19 protein-coding genes are annotated in these 21067 nt (G+C 72.2%); 7 read left to right on the top strand and 12 right to left on the bottom strand.

Features of this window, described 5'->3' with window-relative positions; translation table 11 throughout:
* Window positions 1-26 precede the first annotated feature (26 nt).
* Both ACWENR_RS20895 and uvrB read right to left on the bottom strand, forming a co-directional pair.
* Window positions 27-887: a helix-turn-helix domain-containing protein gene (locus ACWENR_RS20895; RefSeq protein WP_452278649.1), complete on the bottom strand. Its 861-nt coding sequence runs from the start codon at window positions 885-887 to the stop codon at window positions 27-29.
* Between the two features lie 129 nt (window positions 888-1016).
* Window positions 1017-3122 (bottom strand): excinuclease ABC subunit UvrB, encoded by a 2106-nt coding sequence (gene uvrB / locus ACWENR_RS20890; protein WP_452278648.1) that lies wholly within the window; start codon window positions 3120-3122, stop codon window positions 1017-1019.
* A 323-nt stretch (window positions 3123-3445) separates the two neighbouring features.
* On the opposite strand from uvrB, the gene ACWENR_RS20885 reads away from it, so the two are divergent.
* Window positions 3446-4924 carry a hypothetical protein gene (locus ACWENR_RS20885; protein WP_452278647.1) on the top strand — a complete coding sequence of 493 codons (1479 nt, stop codon included), beginning with the start codon at window positions 3446-3448 and terminating at the stop codon, window positions 4922-4924.
* Window positions 4925-5086: 162 nt separating this feature from the next.
* Here the strand turns inward: ACWENR_RS20885 and coaE are convergent, their stop codons facing one another.
* Window positions 5087-6268, bottom strand: coding sequence for a dephospho-CoA kinase (gene coaE / locus ACWENR_RS20880; RefSeq protein ID WP_452278646.1), 1182 nt, complete (start codon window positions 6266-6268; stop codon window positions 5087-5089).
* Between the two features lie 106 nt (window positions 6269-6374).
* Here coaE and ACWENR_RS20875 point away from each other — a divergent pair, with 106 nt between their 5' ends.
* Window positions 6375-6908 (top strand): PadR family transcriptional regulator, encoded by a 534-nt coding sequence (locus ACWENR_RS20875; RefSeq protein WP_452278645.1) that lies wholly within the window; start codon window positions 6375-6377, stop codon window positions 6906-6908.
* Entirely contained in the window at window positions 6892-7515 is a 624-nt protein-coding gene (locus ACWENR_RS20870) for a GyrI-like domain-containing protein (protein ID WP_452278644.1), read from the top strand. The genes ACWENR_RS20875 and ACWENR_RS20870 overlap by 17 nt, the downstream gene beginning before the upstream one ends.
* A gap of 82 nt (window positions 7516-7597) precedes the next feature.
* On the opposite strand, the gene rpsA is transcribed toward ACWENR_RS20870, so the two are convergent.
* Entirely contained in the window at window positions 7598-9088 is a 1491-nt protein-coding gene (rpsA, locus tag ACWENR_RS20865; protein WP_357700111.1) for a 30S ribosomal protein S1, read from the bottom strand.
* Window positions 9089-9493: 405 nt separating this feature from the next.
* Between rpsA and ACWENR_RS20860 the strand changes: the two genes are divergently transcribed.
* The 4 genes from ACWENR_RS20860 to ACWENR_RS20845 are packed head-to-tail and all read left to right on the top strand — an operon-like array spanning window position 9494 to window position 11640.
* Window positions 9494-10300 carry a class I SAM-dependent methyltransferase gene (locus ACWENR_RS20860; RefSeq protein WP_452278643.1) on the top strand — a complete coding sequence of 269 codons (807 nt, stop codon included), beginning with the start codon at window positions 9494-9496 and terminating at the stop codon, window positions 10298-10300.
* A gap of 51 nt (window positions 10301-10351) precedes the next feature.
* Entirely contained in the window at window positions 10352-10954 is a 603-nt protein-coding gene (locus ACWENR_RS20855; protein WP_452278642.1) for a Uma2 family endonuclease, read from the top strand.
* Between the two features lie 46 nt (window positions 10955-11000).
* Window positions 11001-11222: a DUF2945 domain-containing protein gene (locus ACWENR_RS20850; RefSeq protein WP_452278641.1), complete on the top strand. Its 222-nt coding sequence runs from the start codon at window positions 11001-11003 to the stop codon at window positions 11220-11222.
* A complete protein-coding gene (locus ACWENR_RS20845) occupies window positions 11209-11640 on the top strand; it encodes a DUF3140 domain-containing protein (RefSeq protein WP_452278640.1) in 432 nt (143 codons plus the stop codon). The genes ACWENR_RS20850 and ACWENR_RS20845 overlap by 14 nt, the downstream gene beginning before the upstream one ends.
* Window positions 11641-11833: 193 nt before the next feature.
* On the opposite strand, the gene polA is transcribed toward ACWENR_RS20845, so the two are convergent.
* The 8 genes from polA to ACWENR_RS20805 form a co-directional block, all read right to left on the bottom strand.
* The gene (polA, locus tag ACWENR_RS20840) at window positions 11834-14533 is read right to left on the bottom strand and encodes a DNA polymerase I (RefSeq protein WP_452278639.1); all 2700 of its coding nucleotides are present in this window, start codon (window positions 14531-14533) and stop codon (window positions 11834-11836) included.
* A 91-nt stretch (window positions 14534-14624) separates the two neighbouring features.
* The gene (locus ACWENR_RS20835) at window positions 14625-15434 is read right to left on the bottom strand and encodes an amino acid ABC transporter ATP-binding protein (RefSeq protein ID WP_452278638.1); all 810 of its coding nucleotides are present in this window, start codon (window positions 15432-15434) and stop codon (window positions 14625-14627) included.
* On the bottom strand, window positions 15431-16411 hold the full coding sequence (locus tag ACWENR_RS20830) for an amino acid ABC transporter permease (protein ID WP_452278637.1): 981 nt from the start codon (window positions 16409-16411) through the stop codon (window positions 15431-15433). Before ACWENR_RS20830 ends, ACWENR_RS20835 begins: the two co-directional genes overlap by 4 nt.
* 2 nt (window positions 16412-16413) lie before the next feature.
* Window positions 16414-17331 (bottom strand): ABC transporter substrate-binding protein, encoded by a 918-nt coding sequence (locus tag ACWENR_RS20825; protein WP_452278636.1) that lies wholly within the window; start codon window positions 17329-17331, stop codon window positions 16414-16416.
* 33 nt (window positions 17332-17364) lie between these two features.
* On the bottom strand, window positions 17365-18075 hold the full coding sequence (locus ACWENR_RS20820) for an ABC transporter ATP-binding protein (protein ID WP_452278635.1): 711 nt from the start codon (window positions 18073-18075) through the stop codon (window positions 17365-17367).
* A complete protein-coding gene (locus tag ACWENR_RS20815; RefSeq protein WP_452278634.1) occupies window positions 18065-18910 on the bottom strand; it encodes an ABC transporter ATP-binding protein in 846 nt (281 codons plus the stop codon). The genes ACWENR_RS20820 and ACWENR_RS20815 overlap by 11 nt, the downstream gene beginning before the upstream one ends.
* Window positions 18903-20012, bottom strand: coding sequence for a branched-chain amino acid ABC transporter permease (locus tag ACWENR_RS20810; protein ID WP_452278633.1), 1110 nt, complete (start codon window positions 20010-20012; stop codon window positions 18903-18905). The genes ACWENR_RS20815 and ACWENR_RS20810 overlap by 8 nt, the downstream gene beginning before the upstream one ends.
* The gene (locus ACWENR_RS20805) at window positions 20009-20959 is read right to left on the bottom strand and encodes a branched-chain amino acid ABC transporter permease (RefSeq protein WP_452278632.1); all 951 of its coding nucleotides are present in this window, start codon (window positions 20957-20959) and stop codon (window positions 20009-20011) included. Before ACWENR_RS20805 ends, ACWENR_RS20810 begins: the two co-directional genes overlap by 4 nt.
* Window positions 20960-21067: the final 108 nt, after the last annotated feature.

Here is a 21067-nt window from a genome sequence, read left to right as displayed (position 1 = left end):
CGCCGTCCACCACCGCCGGCACCCGGTCAGTCGCTGGCCCGGCGGCTCAGCGCCGCGCTCGTCTCCTCCGGGCTCAGGGCCGCCTCCAGCAGCCAACCGGTGAGCTGCTCGTAGCGGTCGACGTCGGCCGTGGTCACCAGGCGCACGTCGGTGGTGAGCGCCTCCAGCATCACGGTGCGCGGGTCGGCCGGGTCGGGAAACGAGTAGCAGGAGTAGGGCGTGAGCGGCCGCACCCCGCCCCGCGGCACGACGCTGCCGGGCAGCAGCCGGATCGTCACGTGCGGCAGGCCGGCCAGGTCGACCAGCTGCCGCAGCTGCTCGCGCCACACCGACGGCGGGGTGTCGCCGGCCTCGCAGGCCGCCTCCCCGAGCAGCGCCGTGTAGCGCGGCGGGTCGGCACGCCGCAGCACCTCGTGGCGCATCGCGCGGGCGCGTACGTCGGCCTCCACGTCGACGGTCGGGTCGAGCAGCCGCCCGGCGGCGATCCGCAGCCGCGCGTACGCCGGGGTCTGGAGCAGCCCGGGCACGACGGCGGGCTGCCAGTCGACGATGGTCGCCGCCCCCGCCTCCAACTCGGCGTAGGTGCGCTGCCGCTCTCCCATCTCCCCCAGCGCCTTCCACCAGCCCCGACTGGTGGCGGCGTCGCGGGCGATGACGATCAGCGCGTCGCGCTGCGGCGGCGGCACCTCGTAGACGTCGAGCAGGTCCAGCACGTCGGCCAGATCCGGCCGGCTCTGCCCCAGCTCGATGCGGGACAGCTTGGAGGTGGAGGCCCAACCCAGCCGGTCACAGACCTGCTCCAGGGTCAGTGCCTCCCGCCGTCGCAGCTGACGCAGCTCGGCGCCCAGCCGGGCGCGACGAATGACCGGACTCGTTGGCAACGGCATCCCCAGCCTCCCCACCGAGGGAGACTACGCAGGACGATCACGCAGCGCAATAGCTCGCTCGCACACCGCAACTGACGCCGGCCGGCGGGCGCGCCGCCGACGCGGCTCCCGGCGGCCCGCCGACGCCGCTCACTTAACGCCGGCCGCGTCCATGCCGCGCAGCTCCTTCTTGAGGTCGGCGACCTCGTCGCGGATCCGGGCGGCCAGCTCGAACTGCAGCTCCCGCGCGGCGGCCAGCATCTGGTCGTTGAGCTCCTGGATGAGCTGGGCCAGCTCGGCCCGGGCCATCCCCTCCCGCGCCGGCCCGGCGCCGGTCCGGCTGCGGCTGCGCGTCTCCTTGACCGGCGCCTTGCCCCGGGAGAGCTGCCGCACCGCGCCGCCGACCCGGCTGTTCTCCGTGTCCTCCGCCTCGCGGTAGATGTCGTCGAGGATGTCGTGGATCTTCTTGCGCAGCGGTTCGGGGCTGATGCCGTGCGCCTCGTTGTGCGCGATCTGCTTGTCCCGCCGGCGGTTGGTCTCCTCGATCGCCTCCGCCATCGACGGGGTGATCTTGTCGGCGTACATGTGGACCTGGCCGGAGACGTTCCGCGCCGCCCGGCCGATGGTCTGGATCAGCGACCGGCCGCTGCGCAGGAAGCCCTCCTTGTCGGCGTCGAGGATGGCGACCAGGGACACCTCGGGCAGGTCGAGGCCCTCCCGGAGCAGGTTGATGCCGACCAGCACGTCGTAGTCGCCCTTGCGCAGCTCCCGCAGCAGCTCCACCCGGCGCAGGGTGTCGACCTCGGAGTGCAGGTAGCGCACCCGGATGCCGTTCTCCAGCAGATAGTCGGACAGGTCCTCCGCCATCTTCTTGGTGAGCGTGGTGACCAGCACCCGCTCGTCGCGCTCGGTGCGCAGCTTGATCTCGTGCATCAGGTCGTCGATCTGCCCCTTGGTGGGCTTGACGACGACCTCGGGGTCGATCAGGCCGGTCGGGCGGATCACCTGCTCCACGAACTCGCCCTGGGCCTGCTCCAGCTCCCACGGGCCGGGCGTGGCGGAGAGGAAGACCATCTGGCCGACCCGCTCCAGGAACTCGTCGAACCGCAGCGGCCGGTTGTCGGCCGCGCTGGGCAGCCGGAACCCGTGGTCGATGAGCATCCGCTTGCGCGACGCGTCGCCCTCGTACATGCCGCCGATCTGCGGGATGGTCACGTGCGACTCGTCGACGACCGTCAGGAAGTCGTCGGGAAAGTAGTCGAGCAGGCAGTGCGGCGGGCTGCCGGGCAGCCGGCCGTCGATGTGCATCGAGTAGTTCTCGATGCCGGAGCAGAAACCGACCTGCCGCATCATCTCGATGTCGTAGGTGGTGCGCATCCGCAGGCGCTGGGCCTCCAGCAGCTTGCCCTGCCGCTCCAGCTCGGCCAGCCGCTCGGCCAGCTCGGCCTCGATGTCGCGGATCGCCCGCTCCATCCGCTCCGGGCCGGCCGCGTAGTGCGTCGCCGGGAAGATCAGCAGGTGGTCGACCTCGCGGACGACGTCGCCGGTCAGCGGGTTGAGGTAGTAGAGCTTCTCCACCTCGTCGCCGAACAGCTCGATCCGCACGGCCAGTTCCTCGTAGGCCGGGATGATCTCCAGGGTGTCACCGCGGACCCGGAAGGTGCCACGGTTGAAGGCCATGTCGTTGCGCGAGTACTGGATGTCGACCAGCCGGCGCAGCAACTGGTCGCGGTCGAGCTCCTGCCCGACGGCGACCCGCACGGCGCGGTCGAGGTATTCCTCCGGGGTGCCCAGGCCGTAGATCGCCGAGACGGTGGCCACCACGACCACGTCGCGGCGGGTGAGCAGCGACATGGTCGCCGAGTGCCGCAGCCGCTCGACCTCCTCGTTGATCGAGGAGTCCTTCTCGATGTAGGTGTCGGTCTGCGGGATGTAGGCCTCGGGCTGGTAGTAGTCGTAGTAGGAGACGAAGTATTCCACCGCGTTGTGCGGCAGCAGCTCGCTGAACTCCTTGGCGAGCTGCGCGCAGAGCGTCTTGTTGGGCGCGAGCACCAGCGTCGGCCGCTGCAACCGCTCGACCAGCCACGCCGTGGTGGCGCTCTTGCCGGTGCCGGTCGCGCCGAGCAGCACAGTGTTGCGGTCACCGCGTCGGACCCGACGCTCCAGGTCGTCGATGGCCGCCGGTTGGTCACCGGCCGGCTGGAACTCGCTGACGACCTGGAAGCGGCCGTCGAGCCGGGGAATGTCGAGCGCCATGACCTCAACGGTACGCCGGGGGTCCGACACCCCGCGGCGACTACGGGCAGTCCCTGATCGGCTTCGATATTCCCATTGTGTGGCCCATCTCACCGGACTACGCTCTCCGTGTAGGCCGCTCGCGGCGGCCGACCGGGCAGGTGGCCAGGCCTCGACGGCCGGCCCGCCCCCGGCACAGGGGTCGCAGCACCCGGCACGCCCGGCGTGCGCACCCGACGTGGTCGCGCCCGAGGCGCTGACCGGCCGCCGCGAGCGCCCCTGCTCGTCACCCCGCCACCGTCCCTGCTCGTCACCCCGCCACGGTGAATCCCGTTCAACCATCCGTGGAGACCTCCGCCGCCCGCGCCGACCGCGCCGTCCCGCCGCCGGGCCACCCGCCGCACGACGACGCCCACACCGGGAGCGTCCCCCCGGTGGTGGCCGGTCGACGCCGCGCCACCCTGCTGGTCCTCGCGGTCGTGGCCGTGCTCTCGGCGACGGCCCTGGTCGTGGGGCTGCTGAGCTGGTCGCCCGACCGGTCGGAGCCGCCCCGCGCGCTGACCGGCGACGAGCGTGACCGGCTCGCCGCGATGCGGGTCACCAACGTCCGCGACCTGCGGGCCGGAGTCCGCGTGACGGCCGGGGCCGGGCCCGCCCGCACCGAACTCGTCGGCTGGGTCGACTGGTCCCGGCCGCTGGTCTACCTGGACGTCGGCGGGCCCGGCGCGGGCGCCGATCGCGGCCTGCTCCAGGCCACCCCGACCGTGGCCGTGCTGCGCCCCGACCCGTCGGCGGTGCCGACCCCGGCGCCGCCCCCGCTGGTCCCGCCGGCGGACCACTGGCGGCTGCGGGGTGCGTCCGCCGGGCGCGGGCTCGACGCCGTGCTCGACCTGCTCTTCCGGCTCGGCTCGGACCGCCCCGAGCCGCCCGCGGAGGACGCCCGGTGGGTGGGGCGCGCCAAGGTCGGGGCGGAGCCGGTCGACATCCTCCGGGCGCCGCCGCCCGCCCACGACACGCCGCCGTCGGCATCCGCGGGCGACGCGCGGCGCTACTGGCTGGACCGCGACGCGCGCCTGCACCGGCTGGAGACCACCCTGCCCGGCCTCGGGCCGGTCACCGTGCAGCTGACCCGCACCGACCGGCCCACGCTGCGGCCGGTCGACGCCCTCGGCGGCCGTCCCGGGCAGCCCCGCGCGCTGACCGCCGCCGAGCGGGGCCGGCTGGACCGGGTGCCCGGCCGGCTCCGCGCCGCCGGCGGCGCCGCCGTCACCCTGACCGCGCCGGTCGCCGCCGGCACCGACCTGCGTGGTACGGGCTGGGTGAGCTGGACGGGACCGGCCGCGTACGTGACCGTCGCCGACCTCGGCGCGCCGGAACGCCGGACGCTGCTGCGGGTCGACGCCGCCGGCGTGACCCGGGCCGAGGTGCCCGCCGCGACGGTGCCGGGCGGCGTGGAGGCGCCCGGCCGGCCCCCGCTGCCGCCCCCGACCCAGGGCTGGCGGGCCGACCCGGCCCGCGCCGGCGACCTGGGCCTGCTGCTCGACGCGGCGCTGCGGGCCGCCCGGTCGCCCGGTCAGCGGGGCGCCGCCCTGCGGGTGCGCGGGGACAGCCTCGCCGGAAAGAGCGTGGACGTCGTCGAGCTGCGCACCTCACGGGCGCTGCTGCGCTACTGGATCGACCGGTCCGGCCTGCTGCGCCGGTTGGAGCTGCGCACCCGCCCGGGCGCCTGGGCGCAGCTCGACCTGGCCCCCGGCGCGACGCCCCGGCTGCCGCCGGCACGGCCGGCCCCGCAGCGCCCGAAGGCGCCGACCGCCGGCCGGTGAACGACCGGACCCGCTACTCCGGCGGGGCAGCGGTCAGGCCCGCCGGGGAGCGACCTCGGTGGGGCAGCGGACGGAACGGTCAGGCCCCCCGGTGGGCGACCGGACCGGCGACGCCGGCCGGAGCGGGCGAAGCCTCCGCACCGCGATGACGACCGGGACCGGTCAGGGGCGCCAGCCGGTCTGCGCCGCCCACTCCTCCGCGCGCAGGTGCTCCTCGTCGAACCAGGGGTCCTTCGCCGTGGTGTAGGTGGCGCCGTCCGGGGCCGACGCGGCCAGCTCCCGCTTGAGCAGCAGGTAGGCCGCCCGCTGGTCCGGGTCGGCGCGCAGGTGGTCGCGCATCAGCAGCGCGTACCGCCAGCCCGGCGAGTCCGCCGCGCGCACGTGCAGGTGCACGGGGCGGCCCGGGTCGGCGCTGCCGTGCAGCCGCTTCTCCCATCGGCCGCTGCCGGGCGGGCGCGGGTTGTCCCACCAGTCGCCGGGCAGGCGCGGGAAGCCCGCGGCGGCGAGCCGCTCGGCCAGCGGCCCGTCCGCGTCGGCCAGGGTCGGCACGGTGAGCTGGATGTCGATCACGTCCTTGGCGGCGAGGCCGGGGACCGCCGTCGAGCCGATGTGGTCGATCCGCAGGTCGGCGGGGGCCAGCGCGTGCCGGATCCGGGCGGCCAGCCGCGCGTACTGCTGCGGCCAGGTCGGGTCGGCCTCGGTCAGCTCGACGCGGTGCGGGCGCACCGGCCGCCGCCCGCGCACGTTGGCCTCGAAGGGCACCAGCCGCTCCCGCCACAGCGCGTCGACCGCGGCGTGCAGCTCGGCGAGGCTGCCGTCGTTGGTCAGCACCACGTCGGCCGCGGCCCGCCGCCGGGCGTCGTCGGCCTGGGCGGCGATCCGCCGCTCGGCCTCCGCCCGGTCCATGCCCCGGTCGCGGGCCAGCCGCGCCAACCGGGTGGCCACCGCCGTCTGCACCACGACCACCAGGTGGTACGTGGGTGCGAGCCCCACCTCCACCAGCAGGGGGACGTCGTTGACGACGATCGCGTCGGGCGACGCCGCGGCGGCCAGCTCGGCCGTGCGGGCCCGTACGCGGGGATGGGTGATCGCCTCCAGCCGGCGACGTGCGGTCTCGTTGGCGAAGACCACGGCGCCGAGCGCGGCGCGGTCGAGGGCGCCGTCGGCGTCGAGGACCCGGTCGGAGAAGGCGGCGACGATCTCGGCCAGCCCCTCGGTGCCCGGTGCGACCACCTCCCGGGCCACCTTGTCGGCGTCGATCACGACGGCGCCGCACTCGGCCAGCCGACTCGCCACGGCGCTCTTGCCGGACCCGATTCCACCGGTCAGTCCCACCTTCAGCACGGCAACAGTCAACCGAACCACCACCGCGCCGCCGGCACCGGGGGCACCTCGCCGGGACACCCCGGCGGGACACCCCACCCGCCTATTCTAGCGCTAGAATATGCGCATGGAGCTGACCTCCGCCGAGCTGACCGTGCTGGGCCTGATCGTGGAACGCCCCCGGCACGGCTACGACCTGGAGCAGGTGATCGAGCAGCGCGGCATCCGACAGTGGTCCGACGTCGGCTTCTCCTCGATCTACTACCTGCTCGCCAAGCTGGAGAAGCGCGGCCTGGTCCACGTCCCCGAGGCGCCCGCCGCCGCCAAGTCCCGCCGCGTCTTCCATCCCACGGCCGAGGGCCGGGAGGCCGCGGCGCGCACCGCGCTGGCCCTCATCGAGGAGCCGCGCCCGATCCCGCACCCGCTCCTGGTCGGGATCGCCAACCTGTCGCTGCTGTCCGAACGGGACTACGCGGGGGCGCTGCGCACCCGGCTGGCGCGGGTCGAGGCCCGCATCGAGTCGGTCCGGGCGGCGCAGCGGACGCAGTCCCCCCTCCCGCGACCGGCGCGTGAGGTGTTCTCGTACTCGCTGAGCCTCCTTGAGGCAGAGAGGCAGTGGCTCGCCGACCGGGCCCAGGTGTTCGATGACCGACAAGACTGACTTCATGAAGACCCTCGACGCCTACCGGGCCACGCGAGGCCGGTTCCGGATCGTGGACGTGCCCGACACGCGGTACCTCATGATCGACGGGCACGGCGACCCGAACACCTCGCCGGCGTTCGCCGAGGCCGTCGAGACCCTCTACCCGGTGGCCTACAAGCTCAAGTTCGCCAGCCAGCGGGACCTGGGGCGCGACTACGTCGTACCGCCGCTGGAGGGCCTGTGGTGGGCCGAGGACATGGCGTCCTTCACCGCGGAACGCGACAAGTCGCGGTGGGACTGGACGCTGATGATCATGGTGCCGGGCTGGATCGACCAGGACATGTTCGCCGCCGCGGTGCAGCAGGCCGGGGCCAGGAACCGCGCGTCCCGGCTCGCCGACCTCCGGCTGGAGACGCTGTCCGAGGGGCGGTGCGTGCAGACGCTGCACGTCGGTTCCTTCGACGACGAGGCGGAGGTGCTGGCGCGGCTGCACGGCGAGTTCGTGCCGGGCAACGGGCTGCGGCTGGCGGGCCGACACCACGAGATCTACCTGAGCGACTTCCGCAGGGTCGCGCCCGAGCAGCAACGCACCATCCTGCGGCAGCCGGTCGTCGCCGCCGGCTGAGAGGCCGGGCGGCCGACGGCGAGGGCCCCGCCCCCGGCGATCTCACGATCGCGGGGACGGGGCCCTTCCGTCGTTCAGCGGGTCACTTGCCGCCGGCGAGCTTCTCCCGCAGAGCGGCGAGCGCCTCGTCGGTGGCCAGGGTGCCGGCCGGCTCCTCGGCCTGTCGGCTCGGGGCCGCGCTGGTCGAGGTGGTGGTGCCACCGGTAACGGCCGGAGCCGGGTTGGCAGCGGCCTCGGCGTCGGCGGCGCGGGAGGTCTGCACCTGCTTGGTGTGGGCCTCCCAGCGCTGACGGGCCTCGGCGTACTGGTTCTCCCAGGTCTCGCGCTGCTTGTCGTACCCCTCGAGCCACTCGCCCGTCTCCGGGTCGAAGCCCTCCGGGTAGATGTAGTTGCCCTCGGCGTCGTAGGTCGCGGCCATGCCGTAGAGGGTCGGGTCGAAGTGCTCCTCGCCCTCGACGAAGCCCTCGTTGGCCTGCTTGAGCGACAGCGAGATCCGGCGGCGCTCCAGGTCGATGTCGATGACCTTGACCATGACCTCGGAGCCGACCTGGACGACCTGCTCCGGGATCTCCACGTGGCGCTCGGCCAGCTCGGAGATGTGGACCAGGCCCTCGATGCCGTCGTCCACCCGGACGAAGGCGCCGAACGGCACCAGCTTGGTGACCTTACCCGGCACGATCTGCTGGATCGCGTGGGTGCGGGCGAACTGCCGCCACGGGTCCTCCTGGGTCGCCTTCAGCGACAGCGAGACCCGCTCGCGGTCCAGGTCGACGTCCAGGACCTCGACCTCGACCTCCTGGCCCACCTCGACGACCTCGGACGGGTGGTCGATGTGCTTCCAGGACAGCTCGGAGACGTGCACCAGGCCGTCCACGCCGCCCAGGTCGACGAACGCGCCGAAGTTGACGATCGAGGACACGACGCCCTTGCGGACCTGGCCCTTCTGCAGCTTGTTGAGGAACTCGGTGCGCACCTCGGACTGCGTCTGCTCCAGCCAGGCCCGGCGGGACAGGACCACGTTGTTGCGGTTCTTGTCCAGCTCGATGATCTTGGCTTCGAGCTCGCGGCCGACGTACGGCTGCAGGTCCCGCACCCGACGCATCTCGACCAGGGAGGCGGGCAGGAAGCCGCGCAGGCCGATGTCGAGGATGAGACCACCCTTGACCACCTCGATGACCGAGCCGCGGACGACCCCGTCCTCGTCCTTGATCTTCTCGATGGTGCCCCAGGCCCGCTCGTACTGCGCCCGCTTCTTGGAGAGGATCAGACGCCCCTCCTTGTCCTCCTTCTGGAGGACCAGGGCCTCGATGTGGTCACCAACCGAAACGACCTCGGCCGGGTCCACGTCGTGCTTGATCGACAACTCCCGAGAGGGGATGACGCCCTCGGTCTTGTAGCCGATGTCGAGCAGGACCTCGTCCCGATCGACCTTGACGACGGTGCCTTCGACAATGTCGCCGTCGTTGAAGTACTTGATGGTCTCGTCGATGGCGGCGAGGAAAGCTTCCTCGGAACCGAGATCGTCGTGGGTGACCCGGGTGGCGCTCGAGGGGGCCTCGATGCTGCTCGTCATGTGGGCGGTTGCTCCGGTCGGATGGTGTGTCACAGCAGGCTGGTGTCGCGGTGACCTGTTCGCGCCAACGGATCCGTCGCCGGGCACACCGAGAGATCGAGTGAGATCATGGAGAAACTCCGCCAGTGGTCCCGGAGACCGCGCACCTGCTCCCTGCCGAGGCACACGATCCGCGAGCGCATCGTCTAGCCTACCCGCTGCATTACCACAGCGTGCAAGGCCTCCCGTCCTCTCGCCGCCGCGCCACCTGCGAAAGCGGAGATTTCGCCAGGAACCAGCCTCGGGTGTCGCGTCCGTCACAGGAGCACCACCGGAGACGGTAGCGCCGCTCGCGTACCGCCGCACCCCGGGGTGCCCACCGCGCCCGCCGTCACCCCGGACGCGGCCGGGGCCTAGCGTGGACGGGTGGATGACGACAGCCGGGTGACCCGGCGCCGGGTGGGCGACGCGGAGGCCCGTCGGGCCAACCGCCGCTGGTGGGACGCCGACGCCGACGACTACCAGGCCGAGCACGGCGACTTCCTCGGCGACGTCGACTTCGTCTGGTGCCCCGAGGGGGTCCGCGAGGCGGACGTACGGCTGCTGGGCGAGCTGGCCGGGCGGCGGGTGCTGGAGGTCGGCTGCGGAGCCGCGGCGGCCGCGCGGTGGCTGGCCGCCCAGGGCGCCCGGCCGGTCGCGGCGGACCTCTCCGCCGGCATGCTGCGGCACGCCGCCCTCGCCGCCGCACGCACCGGCGTACGCGTGCCGCTGGTGCAGGCCGACGCGCTGGCGCTGCCCTTCGCCGACGCGGCCTTCGACACCGCCTGCACGGCGTTCGGGGCGATCCCGTTCGTCGCCGACTCGGCGGCGGTGATGCGCGAGGTGTTCCGGGTGCTGCGCCCGGGCGGCCGCTGGGTGTTCTCGGTGACCCACCCGATGCGGTGGATCTTCCTCGACGACCCTGGCGAGGGCGGGCTGACGGCCGTCCACTCGTACTTCGACCGCTCCCCCTACGTGGAGCAGGACGAGGCCGGCCGGGCCACCTACGTCGAGCAGCACCGCACGCTGGGCGACCGCGTCCGGGAACTGGTGGGGGCCGGGTTCCGCCTGGTCGACCTCGTGGAGCCGGAGTGGCCCGCGGGGCACGAGGGGGTCTGGGGGCAGTGGAGCCCGCTGCGCGGCCGCCTCTTCCCCGGCACCGCCATCTTCGTCGCCGAGAAACCCGCCGGCTAGCCGGACAGTCGGTGCGACGTCCGAGGCGGGCCGCGGGGTTACGCTGAGCCGGTGAGCGCCGAGCCGATCGCGACACCACCTGGCCCCTGGTGTCCGGACCCGATCCGGCAGCAGCGTGCCGACTACACGCTGGAGGACCTGCTCAACCTGCCGGACGACGCCCCCCGCGTCGAACTCGTCGACGGAGTCATCCAGGTGACACCCTCCCCCACCCTGGGCCACCAGGACATCTCTCTGCTGCTCGCGCACTGGCTGCTGCGGCACGCACCGGGGCACCTCCGGGTCGCCCAAGCCGTCGGAGTCGCGCTGAACACCAACACCAGCCGGCAGCCGGACGTGTTGCTGCGCAACGTCGACGTACCGTCCGACCGGTCTCTGCTGCGGCCGGAGGACGTGGTGCTCGCGGTGGAGATCGTGTCGCCCGGCACCCGCCGCACCGACCGGTTCGCCAAGCCCGGCGAGTACGCCGCCGCAGGGATCCCCTTCTACTGGCGGATCGAGCAGGATCCGGTGCACGTCTACGCCTACCGGCGGGGCGACCGGCTCGGCCCGGGCGGCGAGCGGCAGTACGAACTGGTCGCCGACAGCGCCGAGCTGATCGAGCTGACCGAGCCGTTCGAGATCAAGCTCCCGGTCGCCGAGATCGCCCCGTAGCCCGCCGCCGCCGTTTCCGTCCGGCGACGCCGGGTACCCGCGCGGCATGGCCGAGCAGAACGAGTTCCGCAAGGGTGACCACGTCTCCTGGGCCAGTCACAGCGGCCGGGCGTACGGCGTGGTCAAGGAGAAGATCACCGAACGGACGCACGTGCGCGGGCACGCCGTGAACGCGTCCCCCGACGACCCGCAGTACCGGATCCGCAACGACGACTCGGGCCGGGACGTCGCCCACCGACCGGAGGTGCTGCGCCGTGAGCAGCGATGAGAAGGGCCGGGACACCTACCGCGAGTTCACCGAGGCGGTCAACATGAAGCCCGGCGAGCTGTCGAAGTGGCTGGAGACCGACGAGTCGAAGCACGTCGGCTGGCGGAAGAAGGGCACCCGGGGCGGCGAGTCGGTCGGCCACGAGTCCGGCCGGAAGATCATCGGTCTGTTGCGCCGCAAGCGCAGCGAGCTCTCCGAGGGCGACTACCGGCACATGCGCAAGGTCGTCGGGTACGTCCGCCGGCACATGGCGCAGCGCCCCTCGGGCGACGTCCGCAACACCAAATGGCGCTGGTCGCTGATGAACTGGGGCCACGATCCCCTCAAGGCGCCGCTGCCGGCCCCGGGCGGCCGGTCCCGGCAGGCCCTCGAACGGCGCGGCGCCCCGCCCAAGACGCGCCGGGGGCCGGGCCGGTGATCCCGGCGAGGTCCCACGACGCCCCGCCCGGCCCGTGAGCCGGCGCCCGCCCCGGCCCGTGAGCCGGCGGCCGGACCGGTCGTAACCACGTCCGGACCGGCGGCGCCCGGACCGACCGGTGGTCGGCGGCCGGCCGACGTGGGTCACCACCGCCCGCGGCCAGGACGACGCCGGCCGGCGGGGCTGGCGGGCGTCAGTGGTCGGCGCTGTTCCAGTCCCGGCCCTCGCCGACGGAGACCTCCAGCGGCACCGACAGCGGGTATGCGCCACCCATCTCCCGCCGCACCAGCTCCTCCAGGGTCTCCCGCTCGCCGGGGGCGACCTCGAAGACGAGCTCGTCGTGCACCTGGAGCAGCATCCGCGAGCGCAGACCCACCTCGCGCAGCGCCGCGTCGACGTGCAGCATGGCCACCTTGATGATGTCGGCCGCCGAGCCCTGGATGGGGGCGTTGAGCGCCATCCGCTCGGCCATCTCGCGGCGCTGCCGGTTGTCGCTGACCAGGTCGGGCAGGTAGCGCCGTCGGCCCAGGATCGTGGAGGTGTAGCCGTCGTGCCGGGCCCGGGCGACGACCTCCTGGAGGTAGTCGCGGACCCCGCCGAACCCGGCGAAGTAGTCCTCCATCAGCCCGCGCGCCTCCTCGGCGGTGATCCCGAGCTGCTGGGACAGGCCGAACGCGCTCAGCCCGTAGGCCAGGCCGTAGTTCATCGCCTTGATCTTGCGCCGCTGGTCGGCGGTGACCTCGCCGAGGGGCACCGCGAACACCGACGAGGCGGTCGCGGCGTGGAAGTCGGCGCCGGAGTTGAACGCCTCGATGAGCGCGTCGTCCGACGACAGGTGCGCCATGATCCGCATCTCGATCTGGCTGTAGTCGGCGGTGAGCAGGCACTCGTAGCCCTCCCCCACCACGAAGGCACGGCGGATGCGCCGCCCCTCCTCGGTGCGGATCGGGATGTTCTGCAGGTTGGGCTCGGTCGAGGAGAGCCGGCCGGTGGCCGCCACCGTCTGGTTGAACGTGGTGTGGATGCGCCCGTCGTCGGAGACCGACTTGAGCAGCCCGTCGACGGTCGTCTTGAGCTTCGCCACGTCGCGGTGGCGTAGCAGGTGGGCCAGCACGGGGTGCGGGTTCTGCGCGTGAAGCCACTGCAGGGCGTCGGCGTCGGTGGTGTAGCCCGTCTTGATCTTCTTGGTCTTCGGCAGGCCCAGCTCGCCGAAGAGGATCTCCTGCAACTGCTTGGGCGAGCCGAGGTTGAACTCCCGCCCGACCGCCGCGTAGGCGCCCTGGGCGGCGGCCTTCACCTCGGCGGCGAAGTGCGCCTCCAGCTCCGAGAGGTAGTGCGTGTCGGCGGCGATGCCCGTGCGCTCCATCGTGGCGAGCACCCGCATCAGCGGCAGCTCCACCTCGGCCATCAGCCGGGCGGACTGCTCGCCGTCGCGGGAGAGCTCGGCGTCGATCGCGTCGGCCAGGTCGAGGGTGGCGCGGGCCTGGAGCATGAGGTTCTGCTCCGCCTCGCCGTCGTTGCCCAGCCCGTCGAGGGTGAGCTGGCCCGTCTCCGGGGCGTCGACGCGCAGCTCGCGGTGCAGGTAGCGCAGCGCCAGGTCGGTGAGGTCGTAGGAGCGCTGGTCGGGGCGGGCCAGGTAGGCGGCGATCTGGGTGTCGCGGAGGATGCCCGCCAGCTCCCAACCGTGCGCGGCGAACGCGAGCACGGCGGGCTTGCTGTCGTGCAGCACCTTGGGCCGCGCCTCGTCGGCCAGCCACGCCGCCAGGGCCGCCTCGTCGGCCGGCTCCAGCACGGCGGGGTCGAGCCAGGCCGCCGCGCCGCCGGCGGTCGCCAGGGCCAGGCCGGTCACCGTGGCGGTGTGCCGCCTGTTGGGCCCGGTGTCGAGCTTCACGGCCAGGCCGACCGGCGTGCCGGCCGGCGCGTGCGTCTCCAGCCACCCGGCCACCGCGCCGGGCTCGGTGAGCACCTCGCCGGTCAGGTCGAATCCGGCCTCGGCCTCGGGCTCCACCGCCTCCAGGTATTGGTAGAGCCGGTCGCGCAGGATGCGGAACTCGAGGGTGTCGAAGACCTGGTGCACCGCCTCGCGGTCCCACCCCTCCCAGCGCGCGTCCTCGGGACGCAGCGGCAGCTCCAGGTCGGAGACGAGGCAGTTGATCTCGTAGTTGCGGATCACGTCGGCGAGCCGCTCGCGCAGGCTGTCGCCGGCCTTGCCCTTGATCTCGTCGGCCCGCGCGACGACCCCGTCGACCCCGCCGTAGAGGTTGATCCACTTCGCGGCGGTCTTCGGGCCCACGCCCGGAACGCCGGGCAGGTTGTCGCTGGTCTCGCCGACCAGGGCGGCCAGGTCGCGGTAGCGCCCGGGAGCCACGCCGTACTTCGCCTCGATCGCCGCCGGATCCATCCGGGCCAGGTCCGAGACGCCCTTGCGCGGGTAGAGCACCGTGACGCTCTCGCCGACGAGCTGAAACGCGTCCCGGTCGCCGGTGCTGATCAGCACCGACATGCCCTGGTCGCGGGCCTGGCAGGCGAGGGTGGCGATGATGTCGTCGGCCTCGTAGCCCTCCTTCTCCACCACCGGGATGCGCAGCGCCGCGAGGACCTCCTTGACCAGGCTGACCTGGCCCTTGAAGTCGGTCGGGGTCTCGCTGCGGCCGGCCTTGTACTCCGCGTACTTCTCGGTGCGGAAGGAGCGGCGGGAGACGTCGAAGGCCACGACGATGTGCGTCGGCTGCTCGTCGCGCAGCACGTTGATCAGCATGGACGTGAAGCCGTAGACCGCGTTGGTCGGCTGCCCCGTCGTGGTGGAGAAGTTTTCCACCGGCAGGGCGAAGAACGCCCGGTATGCCAGGGAGTGTCCGTCGACGAGGAGCAGGCGCGGCGTCGTAGCTGTCACGCGAGCGACTCTAGCCGCCCGCTCCGACAGTCCGGGACACCGGCACGGGCGCCGGCGCGGCCCCCGGGTGCGAGCCGCGCCGGCGCGCCGGTCAGAGCACCTTCGCCAGGAACGCCTTCGTCCGGTCGTGCCGGGGGTTGGCGATCACCTCGCGCGGGTTGCCCGACTCGACCACGACGCCGCCGTCCATGAAGACCAGCGAGTCGCCGACCTCGCGGGCGAAGCCGATCTCGTGGGTCACGACGATCATCGTCATGCCGTCGCGGGCCAGGTCCTTCATCACGTCGAGCACCTCGCCGACCAACTCCGGGTCGAGCGCGCTGGTGGGCTCGTCGAAGAGCATCAGCTTCGGCTGCATGGCCAGCGCCCGGGCGATCGCCACCCGCTGCTGCTGGCCGCCGGAGAGCTGGCCCGGATAGTTGCCGAGCTTGTCGCCCAACCCCACCCGCTCCAGCAGCGCGGCGGCCCGCTCCCGGGCGGCGGCCTTGGGCTCCCGGCCCAGCAGCACCGGCGCCTCGGCGACGTTCTGCAGGGCGGTCATGTGCGGGAAGAGGTTGAACCGCTGGAACACCATGCCGATCGCGCGGCGCTGGGCGGCCACCTCCTTCTCCCGCATCTCGTGCAGCTTGCCGCCGCGCTCGCGGTAGCCGATCAGGTCGCCGTCCACCCAGATCCGGCCGGCGTTGATCTTCTCCAGGTGGTTGATGCAGCGCAGGAACGTCGACTTGCCGGAGCCGGAGGGGCCCAGCAGGCAGCAGACCTCGCCGCTGCGGACCTCCAGGTCGATGCCCTTGAGCACCTCGATCGACCCGAACGACTTGTGCACCTGCTCGGCCCGCACCATCGGCCCGGACTCCACCGCCGGCTCGCCGGCCTGCGCCGGCACGGTCAGCTCGGTCATGCGTCGTCCACCTTCCCGATCCTGCCGCCGCTCTCCGCGGTGACCGCGCGCAGCCTGGTCCTCGCCCGGCCGCCGCGCCCGACGCCCTTGGCGAAGTGCCGCTCCAGGTAGTACTGGCCGACCAGCAGCACGCTGGTCAGCAGCAGGTACCAGATGGTCGCCGCGACCAGCATCGGGAAGACCTGGAAGGTCCGGCTGCCGACGGCCCTGAGCTGGAAGAACAGCTCGGCGGAGACCGGCACGAAGGCCACCAGCGAGGTGTCCTTGAGCATGGCGATCGTCTCGTTGCCGGTCGGCGGGACGATCACCCGCATGGCCTGCGGCAGCACGATGCGGCGCAGGATCTGCCCGCGCCGCATGCCCAGCGCCTGGGCGGCCTCCGTCTGCCCCTCGTCGACCGACTGGATGCCGGCCCGGACGATCTCCGCCATGTAGGCGGCCTCGGACAGGCCGAGCGCCAGCATGCCGGCGACGAAGCCGGTCAGGATGTCCACCGAGGAGAAGCCGAACAGCCGCGCCTCGAAGTCGTCCACCCCGAACAGGGCGCCGATCTGTCGGTCGAAGGGCAGGCCGAACTCGATCCGCGCCCAGAGGATGCCCAGGTTGCCGAAGAGGATCGCCAGCACCAGCCGGGGCACCGCCCGGAAGAACCAGGTGTACGCCCAGGCGACGCCGCGCAGGATCGGGTTCTCCGACAGCCGCATGACGGCGAGGACGACGCCCAGCCCGACGCCGATGAGCATGGCGGTCACCAACAGCGCGAGGCTGCCCCGCACGCCCTCCACGATCGGCGGGCGGAACATCTCGTCGACCATGAACGACCACTTGAACGCCTCGTTCGTCACCAGCAGGTGCACGAACATGGCCACCAGCACCCCGATCACGGCGACGGCGACCCACCGCCCGGGATGCCGCACGGGCACGGCCTGGATGGGTTCCGGCCGTGCCCGCTCGGGTGTGTCTGTCTCGACTGACATGGTCAGCTTGTCGGGTTCAGCGCCGGGGTCGTGATGGCGCCGCCCTCGACGCCCCACTTCTTCAGCGCGGTCTCGTACGTGCCGTCGGCGATGACCGCCGCGACGGCCTCCTTCAGCACCTCGGCGAACGCGGCCTGGTCCTTCTTCACCGCGTAGCCGTACGGGGCCGACTCGTAGATGTCGCCGAGCAGCTCCAGCCGACCGTTGCTCTGCTTCACCGCGTACGCGCCGACCGGGGAGTCGGCCAGCATGGCGTCGTTCTTGCCGCTGACCACGGCGGCGGTCGCGTCGCTCTGCGCCTGGTACTGCTCGATGGCGATCGCCGGCTTGCCGGCGTCGGTGCACCTCTTCGACCGGGCGGTCACGTCGTCGAGCTGCACGGTGCCGACCTGCACGGCGATCTTCTTGCCGCAGGCGTTGTCCGGGTCGACCTTGGCCGGGTTGCCCGGCTTGGTCGCCCACTGGGTGCCGGCGGAGAAGTAGCTGACCATGTTGACGGTCTTCAGCCGCTCGGCGTTGATGGTGAACGAGGAGACGCCTACCTCGTACTTGCCCGAGTCCACGCCGGGCAGGATCGAGTCGAACGGGGCCGGCTCGTACTCGACCTGCAGGCCGAGCTTCTGCGCCACGGCGTTGAACAGCTCGACGTCGAAGCCGACGACCGTCTTGCCGTCGGCGTCGAGGAACTCCGCCGGGGCGTACGTCGAGTCGGTGCCGACCTTGATCACGCCGTCGGCCTTCACGGCGTCGGGCACCTTCGCGGCCAGCGCCGAGTCGGCGGAGGCGGTGACGCTGGGCCCGGTGCCGGTGCCGGGCTGCTCGGTGTTCTCCTTCTCACCGCAACCGGCGATCGAGATGGCGAGCAGCGCGGCACCCGCGGCGCCGAGCACGGCCCGGCGGCCACCAGTGGTGTTGAACATGTCGTTCTCCTTGCGACGAGGGGTGGCGGCAGGTCAGGCCACGCCGAGGTATGCCTCTTTGACCGCCGGGTCGTGCAGCAGCTCCGCGCCGGTGCCGCTCTTGACGATCCGGCCGGTCTCCAGCACGTACGCCCGGTGGGCGCGGGCCAGGGCCTGCTGGGCGTTCTGCTCGACCAGCAGGACGGTGGTGCCCTGCTGGTTGATCTCGACGATGATGTCGAAGATCTGCTGGATCAGCATCGGCGCCAGCCCCATCGAGGGCTCGTCGAGCAGCAGCAGCTTGGGCCGGCTCATCAGCGCCCGGCCGACGGCCAGCATCTGCTGCTCGCCGCCGGAGAGGGTGCCGCCGTGCTGCTTGCGCCGCTCGGCCAGGCGCGGGAAGAGGTTCAGCACCCGGTCGAGGTCCTGGGCGATGCCGGCGCGGTCCCGCCGGGTGTACGCGCCCATGTCCAGGTTCTCCAGCACCGTCATGCCCGGGAAGATGCCCCGGCCCTCCGGCGCCTGGCACAGCCCGCGCCGGACCCGCAGGTCCGCCCGGAGCCTGGTGATGTCCTCACCGTTGAACCGGATGCTGCCGCTGGCGACCGGCCGGATGCCGGAGATCGCCCGCATCGTGGTCGACTTGCCGGCGCCGTTGGCGCCGATCAGGGCGACGATCTCGCCCTCGTCCACCGTCAGGCTGATGCCGTGCAGCGCCTGGATCCGCCCGTACAGCAGGCTCACGTCGTCGATCTCAAGCAGCATCGTCCGGCACCCCCAGGTACGCCGCGATCACCTTCGGGTTGTCCCGCACCTCGGCGGGCAGCCCCTCGGCGATCTTCTTTCCGAACTCCAGCACCACGATCCGGTCGGTGACGCCCATGACCAGGCGCATGTCGTGCTCGATGAGCAGCACGGTCACGCCGGTGTCCCGGATCTGCCGGATGAGCTGGAGCAGTTCCTCCTTCTCCGCCGGGTTGAAGCCGGCGGCCGGCTCGTCCAGGCAGAGCAGCACCGGGTCGGTGGCCAGCGCGCGGGCGATCTCCAGCCGCCGCTGCTCGCCGTAGGAGAGGTTGCGGGCGAACTCGTGCATCCGCTTGCGGATGCCGACGAACTCCAGCAGGCGCTCGGCCTTCTCCCGGCCCTCGCGCTCCTCCTTCCAGTACCGCGGCAGGCGGAACAGCGCGGAGATGACGCTGGTCTTGTGGTGCGCGTCGGCGCCGACCAGGACGTTCTCCAGTGCGGTCATCTCGGGGAAGAGGCGGATGTTCTGGAACGTCCGCGCCATTCCCATCCGGGTGATCTGGTGCCGCTTCTTGCCGCTGATCTTCTGGCCGCGGAACCGGATCTGCCCCTCGGTGGGCTGGTAGATGCCGGTCATCGCGTTGAAGCAGGTGGTCTTGCCGGCGCCGTTCGGGCCGATCAGACCGAGGATCTCCCCCTTGTAGAGGGTGAAGTCCACCTCGTTCAGCGCCACGACGCCGCCGAAGCGCAGCGTGACGTTGTCGACCTCCAGCAGCGGCTCCCGGCTGGGCACCGCCTCCACGGCCGGCGCGCCGGCCTGCGCCGGGACGGCCGGCGTCTGCTCGGTGTCACTCACCGACGGTCACCTCCTTGCGGCGGTCCTTGAACTCCGCCGCGCGTCGTCGGTTCGGGATCAGGCCCTCGGGCCGGAAGATCATCATGATCACCAGGACCAGGCCGAAGAAGAGGAACCGGAACTCGTACAGCTCGAAGCCGAACACCTCGATGCCGCGGAACCGCTCGATCATGTACGCCACGAGGCCACCGCCGACGATCGCGCCGACGATGTTGCCCGAGCCGCCGAAGATGACCGCGGCCAGGATGATGATCGAGTTCAGCAGCTCGAAGTTCTGCGAGTTGACGAAGTTCTGCTTGCCCGCGAAGAGCGCACCGGCCAGACCGGCGATCGCCGCGCCCGCCGCGAACGCCCACAGCTTGAACTTGAACGTCGGCACGCCCATCAGCTGCGCGGCGTCCTCGTCCTCCCGGATCGAGATCCAGGCGCGGCCCACCCGGCTGTTGGTCAGGTTCCGCACCCCGATGACGACCAGGATGATCAGCGTGAGCACCAGCCAGTAGTACGGCCGGGCGTCGAGCACGCCGAAGACCGGCTTGCCGTCGGCGTACTGGCCCGGCGGGTGCGGAATCTGGTTGAAGCCCCGCTGGCCCTTCAGGAACTCGGAGCTGACCGCCCCGATCCGGATCATCTCGGCGAAGCCGAGCGTCACCAGCGCCAGGTAGTCGCCCCGCAGCCGCAGGGTCGGCGTGCCGAGCATGACGCCGGAGACCATCGTCAGGGCGATCGCCACCGGCACCGCCAGCAGCCACGGCCACAGCGTCTTGATGTCGCTGCTCGGCGACGTCAGCACCGCCACGGTGTACGCGCCGACGGCGAAGAAGCCGAAGTAGCCGAGGTCGAGCAGGCCGGCGAAGCCGACCACGATGTTCAGCCCGACGGCCAGCAGCACGTAGATCGAGACGGTGAACATCACCTGCGTGAAGTTCGCACCGGGGGTCGGGATCGGCCCCAGGTACTGGTAGAACTCCTTGTTCGGCAGCGCGTAGAAGAACACGATCACCGCGGCCAGCAGCGCCCAGCGCACCCAGCGCGGCGCGCCACGCCACCGCTCCCCGGCCGCCTCGCGGCCGGAGCGCACCTTCTCCAGGACGGTCGTCATGCCCGTGCCCTCCCCAGCGACTCACCCAGCAGACCGGTCGGCCGGAACATCAGCAACACCACCAGCAGCGCGAACGCGGCGAAGTCCTTCCACTCGCTGCCGAACAGGCCGGAGGCGTAGTTCTCCACGACGCCCAGCAGCAGGCCGCCGAGGAGCGCGCCGCGCAGGTTGCCGATGCCGCCCAGCACCGCGGCGGTGAACGCCTTGAGGCCGAGCAGGAAGCCGACGCTGTAGGTGAGGGTCTGGATCCGCACGTCGTAGAGGAGGCCGGCCACGCCGGCCATCGCGCCACCGGCGATGAAGACCATCATGATGATCCGGTCCTTGTTCACGCCCATCAGCGCGGCGGTGTTGGCGTCCTGGGCGACCGCCCGGATGCCGCGACCGACCCGGCTGCGGTTGATGAACATGTCCAGCCCGATCATCATCACCAGCGCGGCGCCGATGGTCAGCAGCTGGATGGCGTCGATCGGCACCCCGGCGACCTCGAACAACGGCTTGGAGCTGACCAGCGCGGGGGCGCCCTGCGGGCGGCGGTCGGTCCAGACGCCGAACGCCTCGGCGATGGCGATCGACGCGCCGATCGCGGTGATCAGGAACGCCAGCGGCGGCGCGTTGCGCTTACGCAGCGGCCGGTAGGCCACCCGCTCGATCACCGTCGCGGTGCCCGCCGAGGCGACGGCCGCCACGACCATCGCGACCAGCAGGTAGAGAACGATCGTGCCGAACCCGCTGACCTGCGAGTCCTGGTTGAGGCCGAATCCGTTCCAGGTCCACAGGGCGGCGAACGCGCCGGCGATGAAGACCTCGGAGTGGGCGAAGTTGATGAGTCTCAGCACGCCGTAGACCAGCGTGTAGCCCAGCGCGACCAGGGCGTAGATCGCGCCCTGCGTCAGGCCGGTCGTCGTGAGTTCTCCGAAGTTGGAGAACAGTCCGTCGAAGTTCAAGGGAGGGACGCTCCATCAGGGTCTGGAGAGAAAAAGGGGGGGTGCACGATCCGGTCGGCCAGGCCGAGCCGGCGGACCAGGGCAACGGCGGCGGACTCGCCCCCGGCC

The organism is Micromonospora sp. NPDC004336, assembly GCF_053602615.1.
Note: the sequence above shows the minus strand (reverse complement) of the source record. Positions and strands in the feature narration are given on the sequence as shown.

Coding starts and splice junctions, on each gene's coding strand:
- ACWENR_RS20895 (WP_452278649.1), bottom strand. CDS start 887: ATGCCGTTGCCAACGAGTCCGGTCATTCGTCGCGCCCGGCTGGGCGCC.
- uvrB (WP_452278648.1), bottom strand. CDS start 3,122: ATGGCGCTCGACATTCCCCGGCTCGACGGCCGCTTCCAGGTCGTCAGC.
- ACWENR_RS20875 (WP_452278645.1), top strand. CDS start 6,375: ATGGAGCTGACCTCCGCCGAGCTGACCGTGCTGGGCCTGATCGTGGAA.
- ACWENR_RS20870 (WP_452278644.1), top strand. CDS start 6,892: ATGACCGACAAGACTGACTTCATGAAGACCCTCGACGCCTACCGGGCC.
- rpsA (WP_357700111.1), bottom strand. CDS start 9,088: ATGACGAGCAGCATCGAGGCCCCCTCGAGCGCCACCCGGGTCACCCAC.
- ACWENR_RS20850 (WP_452278641.1), top strand. CDS start 11,001: ATGGCCGAGCAGAACGAGTTCCGCAAGGGTGACCACGTCTCCTGGGCC.
- ACWENR_RS20835 (WP_452278638.1), bottom strand. CDS start 15,434: ATGACCGAGCTGACCGTGCCGGCGCAGGCCGGCGAGCCGGCGGTGGAG.
- ACWENR_RS20830 (WP_452278637.1), bottom strand. CDS start 16,411: ATGTCAGTCGAGACAGACACACCCGAGCGGGCACGGCCGGAACCCATC.
- ACWENR_RS20825 (WP_452278636.1), bottom strand. CDS start 17,331: ATGTTCAACACCACTGGTGGCCGCCGGGCCGTGCTCGGCGCCGCGGGT.
- ACWENR_RS20820 (WP_452278635.1), bottom strand. CDS start 18,075: ATGCTGCTTGAGATCGACGACGTGAGCCTGCTGTACGGGCGGATCCAG.
- ACWENR_RS20810 (WP_452278633.1), bottom strand. CDS start 20,012: ATGACGACCGTCCTGGAGAAGGTGCGCTCCGGCCGCGAGGCGGCCGGG.